This window comes from Micromonospora sp. C51 (assembly GCF_018070435.1).
Taxonomy (GTDB): Bacteria; Actinomycetota; Actinomycetes; order Mycobacteriales; family Micromonosporaceae; genus Micromonospora; species Micromonospora sediminimaris.
This window is the reverse complement of sequence record NZ_JAGPXQ010000006.1, coordinates 78,534-98,047: the sequence shown is the minus strand read 5'-3', so window position 1 is coordinate 98,047 and position 19,514 is coordinate 78,534. Positions and strand designations below refer to the sequence as shown.

General features: G+C 71.6%; 19 protein-coding genes and 1 tRNA gene. 5 read left to right on the top strand and 15 right to left on the bottom strand.

All coding sequences use genetic code 11. The features are described from left to right. Positions 1 to 40: 40 nt before the first annotated feature. Positions 41 to 187, bottom strand: coding sequence for a hypothetical protein (locus KBX50_RS09965; protein WP_210936504.1), 147 nt, complete (start codon positions 185 to 187; stop codon positions 41 to 43). 601 nt (positions 188 to 788) lie between these two features. After that, positions 789 to 872 (bottom strand) — tRNA-Tyr (locus KBX50_RS09960). A 149-nt stretch (positions 873 to 1,021) separates the two neighbouring features. Here KBX50_RS09960 and KBX50_RS09955 point away from each other — a divergent pair. Together KBX50_RS09955 and KBX50_RS09950 are read left to right on the top strand one after the other, a co-directional pair. Beyond that, complete coding sequence (locus KBX50_RS09955; protein ID WP_210936658.1) at positions 1,022 to 1,516, top strand: YajQ family cyclic di-GMP-binding protein; 495 nt, start codon at positions 1,022 to 1,024, stop codon at positions 1,514 to 1,516. A gap of 77 nt (positions 1,517 to 1,593) precedes the next feature. After that, positions 1,594 to 2,481 (top strand): GNAT family N-acetyltransferase, encoded by an 888-nt coding sequence (locus KBX50_RS09950; protein ID WP_210936655.1) that lies wholly within the window; start codon positions 1,594 to 1,596, stop codon positions 2,479 to 2,481. 46 nt (positions 2,482 to 2,527) lie between these two features. On the opposite strand, the gene KBX50_RS09945 is transcribed toward KBX50_RS09950, so the two are convergent. The 9 genes from KBX50_RS09945 to KBX50_RS09905 form a co-directional block, all read right to left on the bottom strand. Further along, positions 2,528 to 2,998: a GNAT family N-acetyltransferase gene (locus KBX50_RS09945; protein WP_210936502.1), complete on the bottom strand. Its 471-nt coding sequence runs from the start codon at positions 2,996 to 2,998 to the stop codon at positions 2,528 to 2,530. A gap of 222 nt (positions 2,999 to 3,220) precedes the next feature. Continuing rightward, complete coding sequence (locus KBX50_RS09940; protein ID WP_210936500.1) at positions 3,221 to 4,480, bottom strand: MFS transporter; 1,260 nt, start codon at positions 4,478 to 4,480, stop codon at positions 3,221 to 3,223. A gap of 517 nt (positions 4,481 to 4,997) precedes the next feature. Next, complete coding sequence (gene htpX / locus KBX50_RS09935; protein WP_093403731.1) at positions 4,998 to 5,873, bottom strand: zinc metalloprotease HtpX; 876 nt, start codon at positions 5,871 to 5,873, stop codon at positions 4,998 to 5,000. A gap of 125 nt (positions 5,874 to 5,998) precedes the next feature. Next, entirely contained in the window at positions 5,999 to 7,471 is a 1,473-nt protein-coding gene (locus KBX50_RS09930; RefSeq protein ID WP_210936498.1) for an NADH-quinone oxidoreductase subunit N, read from the bottom strand. 76 nt (positions 7,472 to 7,547) lie between these two features. After that, positions 7,548 to 9,089, bottom strand: coding sequence for a NuoM family protein (locus KBX50_RS09925; RefSeq protein WP_210936496.1), 1,542 nt, complete (start codon positions 9,087 to 9,089; stop codon positions 7,548 to 7,550). Positions 9,090 to 9,165: 76 nt separating this feature from the next. Further along, positions 9,166 to 11,115 (bottom strand): NADH-quinone oxidoreductase subunit L, encoded by a 1,950-nt coding sequence (locus KBX50_RS09920; RefSeq protein ID WP_210936494.1) that lies wholly within the window; start codon positions 11,113 to 11,115, stop codon positions 9,166 to 9,168. Then, the gene (gene nuoK, locus KBX50_RS09915; RefSeq protein ID WP_210936493.1) at positions 11,112 to 11,498 is read right to left on the bottom strand and encodes an NADH-quinone oxidoreductase subunit NuoK; all 387 of its coding nucleotides are present in this window, start codon (positions 11,496 to 11,498) and stop codon (positions 11,112 to 11,114) included. The genes KBX50_RS09920 and nuoK overlap by 4 nt, the downstream gene beginning before the upstream one ends. Continuing rightward, a complete protein-coding gene (locus tag KBX50_RS09910; protein WP_210936492.1) occupies positions 11,495 to 12,031 on the bottom strand; it encodes an NADH-quinone oxidoreductase subunit J in 537 nt (178 codons plus the stop codon). Before KBX50_RS09910 ends, nuoK begins: the two co-directional genes overlap by 4 nt. After that, positions 12,028 to 12,666, bottom strand: a complete 639-nt coding sequence (locus KBX50_RS09905) for an NADH-quinone oxidoreductase subunit I (RefSeq protein WP_210936491.1) — start codon at positions 12,664 to 12,666, stop codon at positions 12,028 to 12,030. The genes KBX50_RS09910 and KBX50_RS09905 overlap by 4 nt, the downstream gene beginning before the upstream one ends. Positions 12,667 to 12,973: 307 nt before the next feature. Between KBX50_RS09905 and KBX50_RS33285 the strand changes: the two genes are divergently transcribed. Further along, a complete protein-coding gene (locus KBX50_RS33285; RefSeq protein ID WP_282101362.1) occupies positions 12,974 to 13,108 on the top strand; it encodes a hypothetical protein in 135 nt (44 codons plus the stop codon). 108 nt (positions 13,109 to 13,216) lie between these two features. After that, positions 13,217 to 14,248: a glutathione S-transferase family protein gene (locus KBX50_RS09895; protein WP_210936490.1), complete on the top strand. Its 1,032-nt coding sequence runs from the start codon at positions 13,217 to 13,219 to the stop codon at positions 14,246 to 14,248. Positions 14,249 to 14,383: 135 nt separating this feature from the next. Here the strand turns inward: KBX50_RS09895 and KBX50_RS09890 are convergent, their stop codons facing one another. Together KBX50_RS09890 and KBX50_RS09885 are read right to left on the bottom strand one after the other, a co-directional pair. Then, complete coding sequence (locus tag KBX50_RS09890; protein WP_210936489.1) at positions 14,384 to 15,346, bottom strand: complex I subunit 1 family protein; 963 nt, start codon at positions 15,344 to 15,346, stop codon at positions 14,384 to 14,386. Further along, entirely contained in the window at positions 15,346 to 16,155 is an 810-nt protein-coding gene (locus KBX50_RS09885) for an NADH-quinone oxidoreductase subunit C (protein ID WP_210936488.1), read from the bottom strand. The genes KBX50_RS09890 and KBX50_RS09885 overlap by 1 nt, the downstream gene beginning before the upstream one ends. A gap of 148 nt (positions 16,156 to 16,303) precedes the next feature. On the opposite strand from KBX50_RS09885, the gene KBX50_RS09880 reads away from it, so the two are divergent. Continuing rightward, positions 16,304 to 17,350, top strand: a complete 1,047-nt coding sequence (locus KBX50_RS09880; RefSeq protein ID WP_210936486.1) for a glucose 1-dehydrogenase — start codon at positions 16,304 to 16,306, stop codon at positions 17,348 to 17,350. 20 nt (positions 17,351 to 17,370) lie between these two features. On the opposite strand, the gene KBX50_RS09875 is transcribed toward KBX50_RS09880, so the two are convergent. Both KBX50_RS09875 and KBX50_RS09870 read right to left on the bottom strand, forming a co-directional pair. Further along, positions 17,371 to 18,687, bottom strand: a complete 1,317-nt coding sequence (locus KBX50_RS09875; RefSeq protein ID WP_210936484.1) for a DUF2252 domain-containing protein — start codon at positions 18,685 to 18,687, stop codon at positions 17,371 to 17,373. Positions 18,688 to 18,817: 130 nt separating this feature from the next. Further along, the gene (locus KBX50_RS09870; RefSeq protein ID WP_210936482.1) at positions 18,818 to 19,396 is read right to left on the bottom strand and encodes an NADH-quinone oxidoreductase subunit B; all 579 of its coding nucleotides are present in this window, start codon (positions 19,394 to 19,396) and stop codon (positions 18,818 to 18,820) included. Positions 19,397 to 19,514: the final 118 nt, after the last annotated feature.

Genomic DNA, 19,514 nt, shown 5'->3' with positions numbered 1-19,514 from the left:
TCGTCGGTTAGCAGTGGCCGAGCAGAGGAGCGATGCCCCGTCAGGGCAGCAGCGAGCCCAGCGCCGGCAAGGTCCAGTCGATGCCAGACGTCACGAACTGAGTGTCGGCGGCGGCACTCGCCACAACGACGAGACTGGCAACCAAGGTGACGGAGCCGAACAGCCGGCCCAAGCGTCGAGCAGACATCTGTGCTCCTAGTGGGGGTCGCAACCGTGATGGAGGCCCTCCGATGGTGCCACAGGCGCTTGGTTGGTGAAAAGCTCAGGCGTCCGATGTTGGCGCGGAAGATCGCGCCTGGGGGCGCATCGGCAGCCCACAGGCGGACGTTCCAGCAGGCCAGGGCCGGCCAGCCAGCCACCCGGCTCGAAGAAGACGCCAAGCGCCCATTATTCCCTTACCTGAAGTAGCGGATCTAGCGGACAACGGCCGATGCAACTGTCAACTTAGCGGCCGACAACCCGCTTGACTGCCACCCCTTCGACGCGCCTCGCCGCACTGTGGCGGCGCGGGCGGCTCGCAGCTCGTCGTCGGGCCGCGACGCCAATGCAAACACGTTAGGTGGTCCACCGGCAACAGGCCGAGTCCGGGGTGGCGCGATCCACGTCGCGTCGACGGGCCGGTCGGCCACCTGGATCCCGGGCGTCGGGGCCAACGGCCGGGGACGCCGAAGGCATCTCCCTCCGCCCGATCCACCGCGGCCCGGCAGTAACCGGCGAGACATACAGGAGGATCGGTCAAAACAGCCCCTGACCGGCATCTCTGCTGGTCAGGGGCTTCTTTGTGCACCTGGTGGCGGGTAGAGGATTCGAACCTCTGTAGCTTTCGCGACGGATTTACAGTCCGCTCCCATTGGCCGCTCGGGCAACCCGCCAGGGCGTACCACCGCACCGTGGCGCGGCGGCGGAAGCAAGGATAGCGGCTCCACCCGTTGCCGCCGCAACCGGGTACCGTCAGGGGGTCGTACCCCTGGGCAACCAGGGCTAAAGGATCACAAAACAGCCAGACAGCAGGAGCATGAGTATGGCAGCGAACCCGTCGTTCGACATCGTGAGCAAGGTCGATCGCCAGGAGGTCGACAACGCCCTCCGGCAGGCGGACAAGGAGCTCGGGACGCGGTTCGACTTTCGGGGTACAGGCGCCGAGATCTCCTGGTCGGGTGAGGAGGCGATCAGCCTCCAGGCGGAGACCGAGGAGCGGGTCCGGGCCGCGTTGGACGTGTTCAAGGAGAAGCTGGTCAAGCGGAACATCTCGCTGAAGTCGCTGGACGCGGGTGATCCTCGCCCTTCGGGCAAGGTTTTCAAGCTCGACGCCAAGGTGATCCAGGGCATCGACCAGGACAAGGCGAAGGCGATCAGCAAGAAGATCCGCGACGAGGGCCCCAAGGGCGTCCAGGCCCAGATCCAGGGCGACCAGCTGCGCGTCACCGGCAAGAAGAGGGACGACCTTCAGGCGGTCATCGCGCTGCTCAAGGCCGAGGATTTCGGCGTGGCGCTCCAGTTCACCAACTACCGGTAACGCAGCCCTGGGACGAGACCGCCGGCTCGCCCACAAAATCGGTGGTGCCCGGCCGCTCGCTGGGTTTGGGTGCACTCATGAGCATCAGTTTGAGCACCCCGAGCGTCGACGAGTTGTCACCGGCGGTGGGCGCGCTCAAGCGGTGGCAGTACGACGGGGGTCCGCTGCATCTGCATTCCGGCGATCTCGGGTGGCACTCGTTACGTGGTGCCGAGGCGACGGCGGCTGCCACCCGGATATGGCGCCGCGACGGGGAGGTTCTCGCGCTCGGGCTGTTGGACGGCCCCGAACTGGCGCGCCTGGCCGTCGCTCCCGACTGGCGTGATGACGAGGCACTGGCTCGCCGGCTCGCGGCTGACCTGGACGACCCAGGGCGTGTCCTGACTTCCGACGGTGCGACCGTCGAAGCCCGAGGTGCGGAGCTTCTCACCCAGCTGCTGCTCAAGCGGGGTTGGAAGCGGGACGAGCCGTGGACAACGTTCCATCGCAGTCTCTCGGAACCGGTACCGGACTGCGGTCTGCGCATCGAGACGATCGAGCCCGATCGCGCCGAGGTGTGGGTCGGCGTCCACTGGTCCGCGTTCCGCGGCTCGCCCTTCACCGACGCCGACCGGCACCGCACGGTGGGATGTTGGCTCGCCATGGCCAGCGGCCCGTTCTACGCTGACGCACGCTGCCTTGCCGCATTCGATCAGAACGACGACGCCGTGGCAGTCGCGGCTGTGTGGGCAGCCGGCCCGGGGCGGCCAGGTCTGCTGGAACCGATGGGTGTCCATCGCAGTCACCGCGGCCGCGGCTACGGCACGGCGATCACGCTTGCCGCCGCTGCGGCCCTTCGTGACATGGGTTCTTCCAGCGCGGGTGTATGCGTGGAGAGTTCCAACGTCGGTGCCGTCACTACCTATGCCTCGGCCGGCTTCACGCCGTCAGCTGAGGTCGCCGACCTGCGTCGCGGGTCCCGGTGAACACCGGGCGGACCCGTAGCTGTCGCGCTCCGCAGCCGGTCCGGCCTCAGTCGTGGCGCCGGTGACGCAGCCAGAGGTACGGCACGGGCTGGCCCCGATTCCACTGATCCGCCTCGTCCGAGGAAACCAGTTCAAAGCCGGCGGCGGTGTAACACCGCAGCGCCGGAGCGTTGTCGGGGTGCAATCGCATCACCACCGTCGGATGGTGGTCCCGGGCCAGGTTGGTGAGCAGGGTGACCATCCGACGGCCCAGGCCCCGGCCGCGCAGCGCCGGAGCCACGATGAGGCGGGCCACCTCCACCTCGGCCTCGTCGTCGTCGAGCCACAGCTCGCCGTAGCCGGCCGGTTCTCCGTCGAGGAGCGCGAGGTACGCGAGCACGTCGGGCTCGGTTCCCCAGCGCCGGACGTGCTCCGCTGTCACTCGGTCGTGGGAGCACCAGCGGCGACTCTCCTCGGCAGAGGTCGCCCAGCTCGCCACGACGGCCGGATGGGTAGGGCCCACCGCGGTCAGCTCCACGACTCACCTCCTCGGCACGCGAGGCTACCGCCCGCCGGCGGCCGGACGTCGCGGGCCCGGTCCGAGCCAGCTGAACGGGCAGGACAGACGTCGGAGTCGGGTCAACGGGCGAAGATCAGCAGCAGGACGACCGTCAGGATCGCGCTGACCAGGATCAAGCCGACACAGCCGATCCGGTTGGAGAAGAGAAACATCCGGCCGTCGTACCCATCGTGGCGCGGGTCAGGCCGCGGCGGGCTGCTCGGCCCGGACGGCGGTGGCCTCCGCGCGGGCGATGGGGCCGGCCGGCAGCGCGGCGACCGCCGCTCCGACGGCGAGTGCGGACCCGGCGAACAGGAAGGCCCAGGGCACCCCACCGGCATGGTCGACGATCAGGCCGGAGACGGCGCCGCCGACGGCGCTCGCACCGACCGACATGGTCACCACCCAGGTGTACGCCTCGTTCAGCATGCTGGTCGGCGAGATCCGCCCGACCAGGGTGTTCTCCAGGGTCAGCGCGGGAGCGATGGCGGCTCCACCGATCACCAGGGCGGCACCCAGGGCACCTGGCGTGGGCATCACGGCGAAGACGGCGAAGCTGCCGGCGAGCACGGCGAGCAGCCAGGCGAACAGGCGGGTCATGTTGCGGGCCGGCCGACGGACGCCGAACCAGACTCCCCCGATCGCGCTGCCGACCCCCCAGACGGCCAGCAGCACGCCGGCGAGGCTGTTCGGGTCGTCGGGGCTGTACCGGGTGGCGAACGCCGGGACGGTCACGCCGGCCGCACCGAAGGCGATGCCGATGCTGGCCACGCAGAGCAGCAGCGCCGGAAAGCCGGCGACCCGAAGCGGACCGAGGCCACGGGCGTGATGTTCCCGGGCGTGCGGACGCCAGCCGCGCATGGCCTGGCCGAGCGCGACCGACAGGGTGCCGACCAGGGTCACCACCGCGGCGCCGATCAACGCCGCCCCCGCGTCGGCGACCAGCACGAACCCGGCCACCAGCAGTGGGCCGAGCACGAAAACGATCTCGAAGAGGGTGGTCTCGGCGGCGAGCGCGGTGTTGCGCAGGTGGTACCGACCGGAGTCGACGTTGGTCAGGCCGTTCCAGGCGCCACGGATCGCGGCGGTCATCGGCGGGTACGTCCCACCGGCCGCCGCCGAAGCCAGCAGGACCAGCGCGAAGGGAGTGGCATCGGCGCGGGCCGCCCAGAGCAGCCCGATCAGGGCCAACGGGTGGGCGATCGCGGTGCCGAGCAGCACCGGGGTGGGACCGATCCGGTCGGCGATCCGGCCAGCCACCGGGCTCAGCGTGGCACCGGACAGGGCGTAGCAGCCGCCGGCTGCGGCGGCCAACGAGTAGCGGCCGGTCACGCCTTCGACGACGAGCAGCAACGCGAGTGGCGTCATGCCGATCCCGAGTCGCCCGATGATGCCGGTGACCAGCAGGGTCGGTGCGCCCGGGATCTGCCAGACAGCCAGATACCGGCGCAGCCCAGCCACAGCGGACCTCCACGAGATGTAATGAGCGAGACTCGGTTAGACCCTAACGTCCCCGGTCCGGCCGGCCCCCCGGTCCGACCCTGTGGCGGCGCTCACCCAACCCTTGGCGGCGGATGCCGCAAGCCCTGCCGGCGAGCAGCCGGCGGCATGCCCGCACGGCTGCATCCGGACGGCTGCATCCGGTTCCCGGGATGCCGCAATCTGCTCGCTCGGGCCGCCTCCGACCGGCCGACATACCGCAACTCGTGCTGCCCTTCCGCCCCGGCGAGACGGTGCCGCCCGCGCCGGGCGGACCGGGCGCGGGCGGCGGACGTGTCGATCGGGTGGTGGCGGTGACGCTGGATCAGAGCGGTCCGACGCCGGGCGCGCGCCGAGCCAAACGGGCGGGGCAACGGGCTGAGGCGGGGCCAGACGGGCCAGGGCGGGGCCAGACGGGCCGGGGCAGGGCCAGACGGGCCAGGGCGGGGCCAGACGGGGCGCACGGCGAGGGGAGGGGTCGGTGCTGGGTCCGGGCGGGTCAGCGCTGGTAGCGCACGGGGCCCGTCTGGCTCGCCAACTGCTCAAGTCGGGCGACCCGCTGCTCCATCGGCGGGTGGGTGGCGAAGAGCGCGGCCACCCCGCCGCCCCGGAACGGATTGGCGATCATGAGGTGCGCGGTGCTGGTGAGCTGCCCCTCGGCCGGCAACGGCCGCCGCTGAGCACCCATGTGGATCTTGCGCAGGGCGCTGGCCAGGGCCAGCGGGTCCCCGGTCAGTTCGGCACCTGAGGCGTCCGCCTGGAACTCGCGGCTCCGGCTGATCGCCAGCTGGATGACGGTCGCCGCGATCGGCCCCAGGATGATGGTGAGCAGCAGGACCAGCGGGTTCGGGCCGTCCTCGTCGCTGTTGCCGCCCAGCGGGATGAACAGGGCGAGATTCGCCAGCATGGTGATGATGCCGGCGAGGCCAGCGGCCACGCTGGAGATGAGGATGTCCCGGTTGTAGACGTGCGACAGTTCGTGGCCGATGACGCCCCGCAGCTCGCGGTAGTCGAGCAGCTCGACGATCCCCTGGGTGACGCAGACGGCCGCGTTCTGCGGGTTTCGCCCGGTGGCGAACGCGTTGGGCTGGGCGGTCGGGCTCACGTAGAGCCGGGGCATGGGCTGTCGGGCCTCGGCGGCCAGCTCGCGAACCATGTGGTACAGCTCGGGGAACTGTGCCTCACTGACCGGTTGCGCCCGCATCGAGCGAAGTGCCAGCTTGTCGGAGTAGAAGTACGTTACGCCGTTCATCACCAGCGACACGAGCACGGCGATGACCAGGCCGCCACTGCCGCCGAACCAGTAGCCCACCGCCAGAATCAGCGAGGTGAGCAGGCCGAGCAGCGCGGCGGTCTTCAGACGGTTGTGGTGCACGATCACTCCTTCGGTGCACGGATGCCGGGATCCGCTGACCGGTACAACACACCGGTACCCGTCAACCATCCGTCTCATGACTGAGAGTTACCTGAGTGACGGACGGCGCGCCGGCCGGCCCGGGTTCAGCTCCCGGCGAGATCGAGCACGACCTGCGGTGCGAAGCCGACGACCAGGGCCACCACGGTCGCCACCGCCAGCGCCGCAGCCACCGCGCGGGCGGGTCGGGCGACAGGGGCGGTGAGGTCTCCCGGCGGGGCGTAGAGCAGCGCGGCGGCCCGCAGGTAGTACGCCAGGCCGATGACCGCGTTCACCGCCACCACCAGGGCGAGCCAGCCGGCGTCGCCACCGAGCAGGGACCGGACCACCGTCACCTTGGCGAACAGTCCGGCCAGGCCGGGTGGCAGGCCGGCGAGGCCGATCAGCGCGAACGCCAGCCCGGCACCGATCCAGGGGTGCCGCCGTGCCGCTCCGCGCAGGTCGTCGAGCCTGCCCCCGTCGGCGCCGGCCGGACGCAGGGCCACCACGCCGGCGAAGGCGGCCAGTTCCAGCAGCACGAAGAAGACGGCGTACGCCAGGGCGGCGGCGTACGCGGCGGTGCGGGCGTCCGCGTCGGCGGTCAGGGCCAACGCGCCGAGCGGGGCGAGGATGTAGCCGGCCTGGGCCACCGAAGACCAGGCGAGCAGCCGGACCGTACGCCGCTGGCGCAGGGCCACCAGGTTGCCGACGGTCATGGTCAGCGCGGCGACCACTGCCAGCACCGGCCCGGTCACCTCCGGCGGCAGCGCCTGCCGCACCACCGCCAGCAGCGCGACCACGCCGCCGAGCTTGGACGCGGTCGACAGGTACGCGGCCACCGGCAGTGGCGCCCCGTCGTAGGTGGCCGGTGCCCAGGCGTGGAACGGCACCGCCGCCACCTTGAATGCCAGTCCCGCCACCACAAGCGTCACCGCGACCGTGGTCAACGGCAGGTCGAGCAGCGCCTCGTCGGCGAGGAGGGTGCCCAGCCGTTCCAGGTGCAGCCCGCCGGTGACCGCGTAGAGCAGCGCGGCGCCGAGCAGGGTCAGCGTGGTGGCGACCACGCTGACGACGAAGAAGGTCACCGCCGCCTCGGCACTGGCCAGGCTGCCCCGCCGCAGGCCGACCAGCACGTACAGCGGCAGGGTGAGCACCTCCACCGCCACGATCAGGGTGATCAGGTCACCGGCCGCGCCGAGCACCACGCCACCGGTCATCGAACAGGCGAGCAGGAAGGAGTACTCCCCCACCGGAGTGTTCCCGGCCCGCAACAGCGGCCCGGACAACGCCAGCACCCCGAGGACGAGCAGCGCCACCAGCGCCGCGACCAGGGCGGCCCGGCCGCCGAAGACGTACGAGCAGTCGGCGCCGACGCAGAACGTGCGTCGTTCGGCCCCCGAGCCGACCGCCGCCGCGCCGACCGCGGTGGCGACCGCCCCGGTGACCGCCGTGGCGACGGTGGCCGGTGGCCGGGCCGCCAGCAGGTCCACGAGCAGCACCAGCACCGCCGTCCCGGCGGCCAGGTACGCCGGCAGCAGCGCCACGTGGTCGACGGCCTGCACCAGACTCGGCTCGCTCATCGCGCCACCTCGCTACGCTCGGCGTCACGACGAGCCACCACCGCACTGCGCGGAATAATTCGCTCGCTGCGCTCGCTCATCGCGCCACCACTCCCACCAGGGCCTCGACCGGAGCTTCGGCGACGCCCAGCACCAGCGTCGGGGCCAGCCCGACGGCCAGCGCGAGCAGGACCAGTGGCGCCCAGGCGACCAGTTCGGCCCCGGCCAGCTTGGGCCCGAGCGCGGCGACCGCCGGACTGGGCTCGCCGTGGGTCACCCGCCGCAACAGTCGCAGCAGGTACGCCGCCGTCAGTGCCCCACCGATCGCGGCCAGCACCGCCAGCGTGGTCCACAACGCACCACCGGACTCAACGGCGGCGACCACGGCGAACGCCTCGCCCCAGAAGCCGGCCAACCCGGGCAGCCCCAGCGAGGCGACCGCCGCGAACGCGAGCAGCCCGGACAGGCGCGGGGCAGTCTCCCGCAGCCCGGACAGCTCGCTGAGCGCGCCGGTGTGGGTACGGTCCTTGATCGCGCCCGCCAGGAAGAACAGCAGACCGGTGATGATGCCGTGGGCGACGTTGCCGATCAGCGCCGCCTGGATTCCGGTGGCGGTCAGGGTGGCGACTCCCAGCAGGACGAAGCCCATGTGTCCGACGCTTGAGTACGCGATCAGCCGCTTCAACTCGGTCTGGGCCAGGCAGACAAGTGAGCCGATCAGGATGGCGGCGACGGCGAGCACACCGAGCACCGGTGCCGCCCACCGTGCGCCCTCGGGGGCCACCCCGACGGCGACCCTGATCAGACCGTACGTGCCCATCTTGAGCAGCACCCCGGCGAGCAGCACGCTGCCGACGGTGGGTGCCTGGGTGTGCGCGTCGGGCAGCCACGAGTGCAGCGGCCACAGCGGGCTCTTCACCGCGAAGGCCAGCGCGAGCAGGGTGAAGGCGGCGAGCTGGGTGGTGCGGGACAGTTCGGTGCCGCCGGTCAGCGCCACGATGTCGGCGGTGCCGGCGGCGGCCACCACGACGTACACGCCGACCAGCAGCAGCACCGAACCGAACAGGGTGTAGAGGGCGAACTTCCGCCCCGCCCGCCGCCGCGCGTCCAGTGCCGCCGGGTCGGTGCCGTCGCCGCCCCAGCCGACGATGATCGCGTACATCGGCAGCAGGACGACCTCGAAGAAGAGGAAGAACAGCACCAGGTCGAGGGCGAGGAAGGTGCCGAGGATGCCGACCTCGACGACCAGCAGCAGCGCCACCAGGGCCCGGCCGTCGCCTCCGCCCGGCACCCGCCACAGGCTGTAGCCGCAGCAGAGCAGGGTCAGCAGGGCGGTGAGCACCACCAGCGGCCAGGAGATGCCGTCGACGCCCAGGTGGAAGCGCAGCTCCAGCCCGGGAACCCAGGGCAGGTCGACCGAGTGCCAGGGACGCACCGCCCCGGCGGCGTCCTGGGGCGCGTACGTCGACCATGTGCCGTTCCGGCCGCCGACCAGCGACACCGCCGCGACGAGGGTGAGTGCGGCGGCCACCATGCCCACGATCCGCGCCGCCCGGTCGCGGGGCGTCGCCGCCACCGCCAGCGCGCCGAGCGCCGGCACCGCGAGTACCGAGACCAGCAGGAACTCCCCCACGTTCATGCCGACCCCCCGCTGGCCGGCGGGCCGGCAGGCGGCACCGGGACGCCGGGTAGGTGGTGCGCTCGCTGACGTTCGCTCATGCCGTCGCTCCGATCAGGGCCGCCGCGGCCAAGCCGATCAGCAGCGCGCCGGCCAGCACCGCGGCGGCGGCCCGGGGCAGCGCCGCGCGGTGCAGGACGCCCAGCCTGCCGCCGAGGGCGCCCACGGCGCGTCCGGTGCCGGTGACCGCACCGTCCACCACCCGCTCGTCGGCGGTACGCGCCGCACGCGCCATCGCGGTGGTCGGGCGTACGACCAGGGTGTGCTGCACGTCGTCGAGCCGGAACGCGCGGGCGAAGACCGGCCGCAGCGGACCGAGCGCGGCCACCGGGTCGGCACCGCCGCCCCGCCGCCACCCGACCCACGCCAGTCCGCCGCCGATCGCCAGCAGCGCCAGCGGCAGCAGCACGGTCGGGGTGAGGTGGATCAACCCGTCCGGCGGCAGCAGATCCGACACAGCGTCGGGAGCGGCGGGCCGGGTGGCTTGCAGTTGGCGGGAGAACCAGCCCGGAAAACCGGCCAGGCCGAGCAGCGCCGCCGGTACGGCCAGCGCCAGCACCGGCCAGCGCAGCACGGCCGGCGGGTCGTGCGGCGGCTGGGCAAGCGGGGTGCGGGGCACACCGAAGAAGGTGCCCAGCAACAGCCGGGTGGCGTACCAGGCGGTGACGGCGACACCGACCAGCCCGGCGAGCCAGACCAGCCAGCCCACCCAGGCCGGTGCCGGGCCGTCGCCGTGCAGGGCGGCCTGCTCGGCGGCGGCGAGCACCCCCTCCTTGCTCCAGAAACCGGAGAGCGGCGGTACGCCGGCCAGCGCGCCGAGCCCGATCAGCGTGCACCAGAAGGTCACCGGCATGCTGCGCCGCAGCCCGCCCATCCGGGACATCAGGGTGGTGCCGACGGCGTGGATCACCGCACCGGCGGCGAGGAACAGCAGCGCCTTGAACGCCGCGTGGGTGAGCAGGTGGAACAACGCGGCCGGCGGGGATCCGACGGCGAGCGCCCCGGTCATGTAGCCGATCTGCGACACCGTCGACCAGGCGAGCACCCGCTTGATGTCGTCCTGGGCGGTGGCGGCCAGCGCGCCGAGCAGCAGGGTCACCGAGGCCATCACGCCGAGCACGACAAGCGCGGTCGGGGTGGCCTCGAAGAGCGGCCACAGCCGGGTGACCGCGTACACGCCGGCGGCCACCATGGTCGCGGCGTGGATCAGCGCGGAGATCGGGGTCGGTCCGGCCATCGCGTCGGGCAGCCAGGTGTGCAGCGGGAACTGGGCGCTCTTGCCGGCCACCCCGGCGAGCAGCAGCAGGCAGGCGCCGGTGAGCGTGGCGGTGCCGTGGTCGTGGGTGAGCACGTCGGCGATCCGGAAGCTGCCCGCCGAGACTCCGAGCAGCGCGATGCCGAGCAGGAAGCCGACGTCGCCGACCCGGGTGACCAGGAACGCCTTCATCGCGGCGGCCGGCGCCTCCGGCAGCCGCCGGTCGTGGGCGATGAGCAGGTACGAGCAGAGCCCCATCACCTCCCAGCCGACCAGCAGCAGGATCAGGTCCCCGGATACCACCACCAGCAGCATCGCGGCGGTGAAGAGGCTGACCTGCGCCGCGTACGGCGGGTAACGGTGGTCAGGCTCCTCGGGCGGCCCCTGCCGCAGGTAGCCGGTCGAGTAGATCTGCACCGCCAGGGCGACAGTGGTGACCGCGACGGCGACCAGGGCGGCGGCGCCGTCGAGGCGTACGCCGAGGGTGACGGTGAGCCCGCCCAGTTCGATCCAGGTGGTGGAGGATTCGGCCGGGCCGTCCAGGGCGACCAGCAGGGCCACCGCCAGGGCGAGCGCACCGGCCGCGCCAGCGATGCCAAGGGTGGCGGCCACCCGGCGGGCCGTCGCCTCGCCGATGGCCGCGCCCCGCGGCGACGGTGGCAGCAGCAGGCCGGTCAGGCCGGCGAGCAGCGGTACGGCCGGCAGCAACGCACCCAACGTCGTGACGCTCACCGCGGTTCCTCCGGTTCGCTTCCGGCGGCCGGTGACGCCTGGCCGACCATCATGGCGTGGACCGGTTCTGCGGTGTGCTGTTCGGTCAGCGGAATCTCGTCGACGGCGACGCTTGCCCGCATCCGGTAGAGCTGGAGCACGATCGCCAGACCCACCCCGATTTCGGCGGCGGCCAGCACGATCACGAACAACGCGAAGACCTGCCCACCGTGCGGCAGCACCGCCTTCGCCGTGGTGTCGGCGGTGACCAGGATCAGGTTCACCGCGTTGAGCATCAGCTCGACGGACATCAGCACCAGCACCGCGTTACGCCGCCGCAGTACGCCGTACACGCCGAGGCCGAACAGGAGCGCGGCGGTGACGTACGGGATGACCGGCCTCACCGAGACCGCCCCCGATCGCCCGCCGCGTCGTCCCCGGTGGCGCCGATGTCTGGGCGGGACAGCACGATGGCACCCACAAGTGCCGAGAGCAGCAGCACCGACAGCACCTCGAAGGGCAGCACCCAGTTGCTGAAGACCTGCTCACCGAGGCGCTCGGCGGTGCCCGCGTCGGGCAGGTCCACTGTCGTCCAGCGGTACGCGTCGACAAGCAACGCCGCCAGCCCGAGCCCGGCACCACCGCCGATGAGCGCGGCCGGCCAGCCGGGGCGGTCCAGGTCGTCGGAGGCGCCGATCGGCGCGCGGGTCAGCATCACGGCGAACAGCAGCAGCACCACCACCGCGCCGACGTAGATCAGCACCTGCACCCAGGCGACCAGTTCGGCAGCGAGCACCAGGTACATGCCGGCCACCGCGCCGAGGCAGACCACCAGGTAGAGGCCCGCACGGACCAGGTGCCGGGTGGCCACCACAAGCACCCCCGAGCCGACCGCCACCGCGCCGAGGGCGAGCAGCAGCGCGTCCACCCCGGTCACGCGGACGTACCTTCGTCGTCGGCGGCGCGCGGTGGCGCGGGCCGGCGCTCGGGGCGTACCGCCGGGGTGGTCGGACGGGCGGCGGGCGCGCCCGGGACGGCGGCCTTGCGCGCGGCGGCGGTCTCCTCCTTGGCCGGCTCGCCGTGCGGGTCGTGCGCCGGTGGCGGCGGGACCGTGGCCATCCACTCGCCCAGGTGGTCCTTGTCGTGCAGCAGGTCCTTGATGTCGTACTCGGCGTACTCGAACTCCGGCGACCAGTAGAGCGCGTCGAAGGGGCAGACCTCGATGCAGATGCCGCAGTACATGCAGAGCGAGAAGTCGATGTCGAACCGGTCGAGCACGTTGCGCTGCCGGGCCCGTGCGGCCCCCGGCACCGCCACCTCCTCCTTGTGCGAGTCGATGTAGATGCACCAGTCCGGACACTCGCGGGCGCAGAGCATGCAGACCGTGCAGTTCTCCTCCAGCAGCGCGATCACCCCACGTGAGCGGGGCGGCAGCTCGGGGGCGACGTCCGGGTACTGCGCCGTGGTGGAGCGTTTCGTCATCGTCTTCAAGGTGACGGCGAGCCCCTTGACCAGGCCGCTGCCGGGCAGGCCGGTCGCCTCGCTTCGCTCGCGCTCGCTCATGCCGAACATCCTGCCCTGTGGGCACGGCGCGCGCGACCACCACCCGGGGGTAGCCGGTAGTACGGTGGCTGCGGGGAGAACGACACACCGGAAAGGACCCGTCAATGACCGCCGCGTTGCACGACGACAACCCGGCGCCGGGCGAGTGGACGACGGACGCCCTCGACCGCCTGCCCGACGACGGACGCCGCCGTGAACTCCTGGACGGACAACTGATCGTGTCGCCCTCCCTCACACGACTGCACCAATCAAGCCGGCGCTCTACGCCGAGGCGGACATTCCCTTCTTCTGGCGGATCGAGACCGAGGCGGGGATCGTGGTGCACGCCAACCGGCTCGACCCGGTCAAGCGCGTCTACGTCGAGCACGCCCGGATGAGCGACGGCATCCTGCTGGCCGACCCGTGGGAGATGGACATCCCACTCGACCGGATCACCCCTCGGTCACGCTGAGCGGGCCACGCAGGCCCGGCTCTGGCCCGCCGCCCGGTCACCGGGCCGGTCGCAGGAAGATCCGCCATGATGGGGGCGAGGACGAATCGGGCACACCCTGGGGGCGACATGGGCGAGGACGGTAAGAGCGGCGGCGGCAGGTACGTCGAGCCGGGTGAGTTCAAGCGGGACCAGAACTACATCACCACCCAAATCACCGCCGACGGGCGGGACGGCTATCCGGTCGAGCCGGGGCGTTACCGATTGGTGGTCAGCCGCGCCTGCCCGTGGGCGAACCGTCTGATCATCGTGCGGCGACTGCTCGGCCTGGAGGACGCCATCTCGATGGGCGTCGCCGGTCCGACGCACGACGCGCGGAGCTGGACGTTCGATCTCGACCCGGACGGGCGGGACCCGGTGCTCGGCATCGAGCGCATCCAGGAGGCCTACTTCGCGCGCTACCCGGACTATCCCCGGGGCATCACCGTGCCGGCCATCGTGGACGTGCCCACCGGGCAGGTGGTGACAAACGACTACGCCCAGATGAGCCTGGACCTGTCCACCGAGTGGACCGCGTACCACCGTTCGGGTGCGCCGCAGTTGTACCCGGAACACCTGCGTGGCGAGATCGACGAGGTCAACGCGGTGGTCTTCGCCGACGTCAACAACGGCGTCTACCGGTGCGGCTTCGCCGGCAGCCAGGGGGCGTACGAGCGGGCGTACCGACGGCTGTTCGACCGGCTCGACTGGCTCAGTGAGCGACTCGCCGGGCAGCGCTACCTGGTCGGCGACACGATCACCGAGGCCGACGTCCGACTGTTCACCACGCTGGTCCGCTTCGACCCGGTTTACCACGGCCATTTCAAGTGCAACCGGCAGAAGCTCAGCGAGATGCCGGTGCTGTGGGCGTACGCCCGGGACCTGTTCACCACGCCCGGCTTCGGTGACACGATCGACTTCGACCACATCAAGCGGCACTACTACGAGGTGCACCGCGACATCAACCCGACCGGAGTGGTGCCGCTCGGCCCCGACCTGTCGAACTGGCTCACCCCGCACGACCGCGAGTCCCTCGGCGGCAGCCCCTTCGGCACCGGCACCCCACCCGGACCCCCCACCCCCGCCGAACGCGTAAACCCCGCCCACACCCCCCTCGGCTGAGCCCGCCCCTCCCCCACCCTTATTGATCATGAAGTTGTTGTCGCGCCACGTCGGGCCGGACGACAACAACTTCATGGTCAACGCGGGGGTCGACGCGGCGGGAGGGAGGCAGGCGGGGCAGGTAGGTGGCGGCTGTCAGAGGGCGATGCGGACGGCGGCGGTGAGGACGAGCTGGGCCAGGGCGGCGGGGACCAGGACGAGCCAGCAGAGGCGTTGGAGCTGGTCCTCGCGGAGTCGGGGGTAGGAGACCCGGAGCCAGATGATCACGAAGCTGACGGCGGCGACCTTCAACAGGGTCCAGAGCCAGCCGAGCTGGGCGTCGGCGAACGGGCCCTGCCAGCCGCCGAGGAACAGCACGGTGGTGAGTGCGGCGATCACCACGATGCCGACGTACTCGGCCAGCAGCAAAAAGGCGAAGCGCAGGCCGGTGTACTCGGTCAGGTAGCCGAAGACCAGCTCCGAATCGGCGACCGGCATGTCGAAGGGCGGCCGGCGGATCTCAGCCAGCCCGGCCACGAAGAAGATGACCATCGCCGGTGCCTGCCAGAGCAGCCACCACGGCTGCCATGCCTCGACGATGCCGGAGAGGCTGAGCGTCCCGGCGGCCATCGCCACCGACGCGGCGGCCAGCACCAGCGGCAACTCGTAACCGAGCAGCTGTGCCGCACCGCGCAGCCCGCCGAGCAGGCTGTACTTGTTGGCCGACGCCCAGGCCGACATGAGCACGGCCAGCACGCCCACCCCGACCACCGCCAGTACGAAGAACAACCCGACGTCGAGCGGCTGGCCGACCAGGTCGTTCGGACCGAGCGGGATCACCAGCAGGGCCAGCAGGTACGGCACCAGGGCCACCGCCGGAGCCAGCCGGAACACCGGTCGGTCGGCCGCGCGCGGGGTGACGTCCTCCTTCTGGACGAACTTCACCCCGTCGGCGATCAACTGCGCCCAACCGTGGAACCCGCCCGCGTACATCGGGCCGAGCCGGCCCTGCATATGCGCCATCACCTTGTGTTCCGCCTGTCCCACCAACAACGGCAGAACGAGGAAGGCGGCCAGCACGCCACCGATCCGGACCACCAGTTCCAGCCAGAGCGGCATCAGGCGCTACCTCCGTCATCCGGTGCCGGACCACCCTCGGACGCTGTCCCATCCGCAGGCCCCGGACCGCCGGGGCCCGGCCGCGAGCCCGCCGGCTCCCCGGCGGAGCCGGCATCCCGAGGGGTACGCGGACCGCGGGCGCCCGGTGCCGGACGGGCCGGGCGCTCCCGGGCGGGACGGGCCGGGGTGCCGCCACGCGGACCCTCCCCCACCCCACCGGCACCGGCGGGGGTCGGCACGACTCCCCACTCGCCCGGCGCGGGCACACCCGGGGGTCGGATCGGGCGGCGGCCACCGCCGGCCTCCGACTCACCCGGCTCCTTCGCACCCGGCCACGGCTTCGCCACCCGGGAGGCCAGTACGAACTCCTTGCGCAGCGGGTGCCCCTCGAACTCCGGGGGCAGCAGCAGCGGGCGCAGATCGGCGTGCCCGGCGAAGTCGATGCCGAACATCTCGTGGGTTTCCCGCTCGTGCCAGGCGGCCCCCGGGTAGACCGTCACCACCGAGTCGACAATCGGTGTCTGGCGGGACACCCGGGCACGCAGCAGCACCCCGTGCCGGTGCGTGGTGGACCAGAGGTGGGCCACCACGTCGAACCCGTCGGCCAACTCGTCGACGGCCGACAGCCAGTCGAAGTAGTCGAAGGCCAGCTCGGTGTCGTCGCGGGCGGCCAGCAGCGCGGCCCGCCAGGCGTTCGGGGGTACGTCGATGGTGGCCCGGGAATGGACCTCACCGCCGGAGACCGTCGCGGTGGCCTCGACGGGCGCAAGTAGCGCGACGAGCCGTTGGCCGACCTCTTCCGGTGTCATGTCGCTGATCCTAGGCCCTGTGGCCGGAGTCCTCGGCCGAGCCGATGCGGAGCCAGCCGACACCCGACCAACCGGCCGGGTGTACGCGGGCGGGTGACTCTTGCGGACTTCGCCGATGCTGATCGTCGGTGGCCACCAGGATGGACCCGTGCGCGCTGTGACCGTCATCCCCGGAGTACCCGGCTCGCTGCGGCTCCTCGACGACTACCCGGAGCCGGCCCCCGAGGAGGGGCCGATCCTGGTGGAGGCCCTCTCGGTGGGCGTCTGCGGCACCGACATCGAAATCATCGACGGACAGTACGGCGAGGCCCCGCCCGACACCGACCACCTGGTGCTCGGTCACGAGTCGCTGGGCCGGGTGCTGGAGGACCCGACCGGTACCCGGCAACCCGGCGACCTGGTGGCTGGGATCGTCCGGCACCCCGATCCGATGCCCTGCCCGAACTGCGCGGTCGGCGAGTGGGACATGTGCCGCAACGGCCTGTTCACCGAGCACGGCATCAAGGCGTTGCCGGGCTTCGCCCGCGAGCGCTGGCGGTTGCAGCCCCGCTTCGCGGTGGGACTCGATCCGTCGCTGATCGAGGTGGGCATGCTGCTCGAACCGACGAGTGTGATGGTCAAGGCGTGGGACCACGTGGACCGGATCGGCCTGCGGGCGGAGTGGCAGCCCCGTACGGCACTGATCACCGGTGCCGGGCCGATCGGCCTGCTCGCCGCGCTGCTGGCCAGCCAGCGGGGTCTCTCGGTGCACGTGCTCGATCTGGCCACCGAGGGCCCCAAGCCGGCGCTTGCCGGCGCGCTCGGTGCGACGTACCACTCCGGACCGCTCGATCAGCTGGACCTCGAACCGGACGTCATCATCGAGTGCACCGGCGCACCAGTGGTCGTGCTGGAGGCGATGTGCAAGGTCGGCCCCAACGGGATCGTCTGCCTGGCCGGGGTGTCCAGCGGTGGCCGGACGATCGACTTCGACGCGGGCGCGCTGAACCGGACCCTCGTCCTGGAGAACAACGTCGTCTTCGGTTCGGTGAACGCCAACCGGCGCCACTGGGAGGGTGCCGCCGAGGCACTGTCCAAGGCCGATCCGGCCTGGCTCGGCTCACTGATCACCCGCCGGGTGCCGCTGGCCCAGTACGCCTCCGCCTACTCCCCCGGATCGCAGGACATCAAGGTCGTCCTCGACTTCGCCGCCTGAACGCCCCGAGCGGGGTCGGGTCAGATGCCGGGCAGCCGGCCGTTGCGGAACAGGTCGACGAAGAGCTGGTGATCGTGTCGGGCGCGTACCCCGTACGTGTGGGCGAAGTCGACCAGGTGCCCGACGAAGCCGGCGGTGTCCGCGTCGACGGCGGCGACGATGGCCTCCTCGGTCGAGTAGTCGACCAGGTCGTGGCTGGACTCGTCGTCGGCCACCGAGTGCATCCGGGCGACCGACCGTCCCAGGTCGACCAGCACCCCGGCCAGTTCCTCCGGTTCGTTGACGTCCGACCAGTCGAGGTCGGCCGCGTACGGGGACACCTCGGCGACGAGCTGACCGACGCCGTCGAGTTCGGTGAAGCCGACCCACGGGTCGGCGTGTGCCTGGAGGGCCCGCTGCGACTCGGCGGTGCGGTGTCCCTGGTGCCGGAAGTAGCCGCGGACCCGCTCGTCGTCGATGTACCGGGCCACCGCCGGCACCTGAGCCTGCTTCATGTAGATCACGACGTCGTTCTCCAGCGCCTGGGTGTGCCCCTCCAACAGGAGGTTGTACGACGGCAGTCCGGCCGAGCCGATGCCCACCCCCTTACGCAGCACCACGTCCTTGATCTGGGCGGCCAGCGGCCGGGCCTGCGCCGTGGCGGGTGGCAGCGTCTCCAGGTACGTCTCGAACGCCGCGCACACCCGCGCCCGCACGTCACCGTCGATCTCGTACACCCCGTCGCCGACGGAGAAGCGCCGCTCGTAGTTGTCGATGGTGGTCTGTCCCCGCAGCAGGTCGACCCGGGTGTTCAGCCGCGCCTGCTGGAGCACCCGACGCAGCACACCGTCGGCGTTGTCCAGGGTGATCGACCCGATGGCGTCGTCCCCGCCGGCGGCGATGGCCCGCAGTTCGACCAGGTACGCGTTCGCGAAGCAGGTGACCAGGTCGCTGATGATCCGGTCGGAGAGCGCCTTGGTGTAGCCGATCAACGCCACGCTGGCGACAAACCGCCGCAGGTCCCAGGTGAACGGCCCGACGTACGCCTCGTCGAAGTCGTTGACGTTGAAGACGAGCTGGCCGGAGCCGTTCATGTAGGTGCCGAAGTTCTCCGCGTGCAGGTCGCCGTGGATCCACACCCGGCTGGTCTGCTCGTCCAGGAAACTGTCGTCGGCGAAGTCGCCACGCTGGTCGGCGTAGAACAGGCTGGCACTGCCCCGGTAGAAGGCGAACGGCGAGGCGGCCATCTTGCGGAACTTGCGCCGGAAGGCGGCCGGGTCGAGCGCCATCAGGGTGCCGAACTCCTCGGTCAGCACCTCGATGATGAAGGCGGAACGTTGCTCGGCGACGTCGGTCATGATCCGTACGCTAGCGAAACCTCACCACCCCGACGGCCAGCCGAGCGACCGGTCTCGCCGGACCGACCGGACCGCCCCCCGCACCCGGCCGGACACCGGCCGCGACCCGACCCAGCAGCGTCGGCCCCGGTCAGGCGGTCGGCGGGCGTACCGGTGGCGAGGTCAGGGAGGCGACGGAGCGGACCGCAGTGCCGTCGCTGGGCGGCGCGTCGACCGGTGCGGCGAGCGGGTCGGTGCGGGGCACCCCGCCGATGCCGGACTGCTCGGCGGCGATCTTCTCCTGAAGACGGAGGATGCCGTGCAGCAGCGCCTCCGGCCGGGGCGGGCAGCCGGGCACGTAGACGTCGACCGGAATCAGCTGGTCGACCCCCTTGGTCACCGAGTACGAGTCCCAGTACGGGCCGCCGCAGTTCGAGCAGGCACCGAACGAGATCACGTACTTCGGCTCGGGCATCTGGTCGTAGAGCCGCTTGATCGCTGGGGCCATCTTGTCGGTGACGGTGCCGGAGACCACCATCAGGTCGGCCTGCCGGGGGCCGTGCGCGAACGGGATCACGCCGAGTCGCATGAAATCGTGGCGGGACATGCTGGTCGCGATGAACTCGATGGCGCAGCAGGCCAGGCCGAAGTTGAACACCCAGAGCGAGTAGCGGCGGCCCCAGTTCAGCACGAACCGGATCGGCTCACCGAGCACCGCAGGCAGCTGCACGACCGCTCCCCCTCCTGTCCCGGACAGTCAACCACAGCGTTCGAGGCCGGAGACCCGGGCCGGCAGGGGTCGCGCGCTCCGCATCTCGGGGCGAGCATCCAGCGGCCCGCTGTCTCCG